Origin of the sequence: Pseudomonas sp. YQ_6 (assembly GCF_043103245.1) — a bacterium.
In the GTDB taxonomy this organism is placed as follows: Bacteria; Pseudomonadota; Gammaproteobacteria; order Pseudomonadales; family Pseudomonadaceae; genus Aquipseudomonas; species Aquipseudomonas alloputida.
Genome location: NZ_JBICJR010000050.1, coordinates 1 through 296, shown reverse-complemented (window position 1 = coordinate 296; position 296 = coordinate 1). Strand labels below are relative to the sequence as shown.

Below are 296 nucleotides of genomic sequence, written 5' to 3'. Positions count from 1 at the left end.
AGGAGTCTGGACCGTGTCTCAGTTCCAGTGTGGCTGGTCGTCCTCTCAGACCAGCTACTGATCGATGCCTTGGTAGGCTTTTACCCTACCAACTAGCTAATCAGATATCGGCCGCTCCACGAGCATGAGGTCTTGCGATCCCCCACTTTCATCCTTAGATCGTATGCGGTATTAGCGTAACTTTCGCTACGTTATCCCCCACTCTAGGGTACGTTCCGATATATTACTCACCCGTTCGCCACTCGCCACCAGAGCAAGCTCCGTGCTGCCGTTCGACTTGCATGTGTAAGGCATGC

The 296-nt window shown here is 53.4% G+C and carries 1 rRNA gene; it reads right to left on the bottom strand.

The features are described from left to right. A 16S ribosomal RNA gene (locus tag ACF8FG_RS16180) occupies nucleotides 1-296 on the bottom strand; the annotation flags it as partial.